This is a genomic window from Gilvimarinus sp. 1_MG-2023 (assembly GCF_030548285.1).
This window is the reverse complement of the sequence record NZ_JAUOSC010001646.1, coordinates 1-238: the sequence shown is the minus strand read 5'-3', so window position 1 is coordinate 238 and position 238 is coordinate 1. Positions and strand designations below refer to the sequence as shown.

Genomic DNA, 238 nt, shown 5'->3' with positions numbered 1-238 from the left:
CACACTCGACGCCTATCGGCATGCCGTGACTGCCGGTTATCGTTTTTACAGCTATGGTGATGCCATGTTTCTGTCGCGACCATTCGTGGCGGCTCAGAATACATCGCAAGCGATCGCTGCTACCCATTTTCCCGCTGATTCTATTGCCCCACAGGAGTCTGAATGACATCCGAGACCCCAGCGCGCCAGTGCGCCATGAGCTTTACCCTGCACGCCTCCGATGAGCACAGTCACGCCC

At 57.1% G+C, this 238-nt stretch carries 1 protein-coding gene; it reads left to right on the top strand.

Annotated elements, in window-relative coordinates:
• A partial coding sequence (locus Q4563_RS23875) for an S-adenosylmethionine:tRNA ribosyltransferase-isomerase (RefSeq protein ID WP_442903866.1) occupies positions 1–166 on the top strand: 166 nt, incomplete at its 5' end.
• Positions 167–238 lie beyond the last annotated feature (72 nt).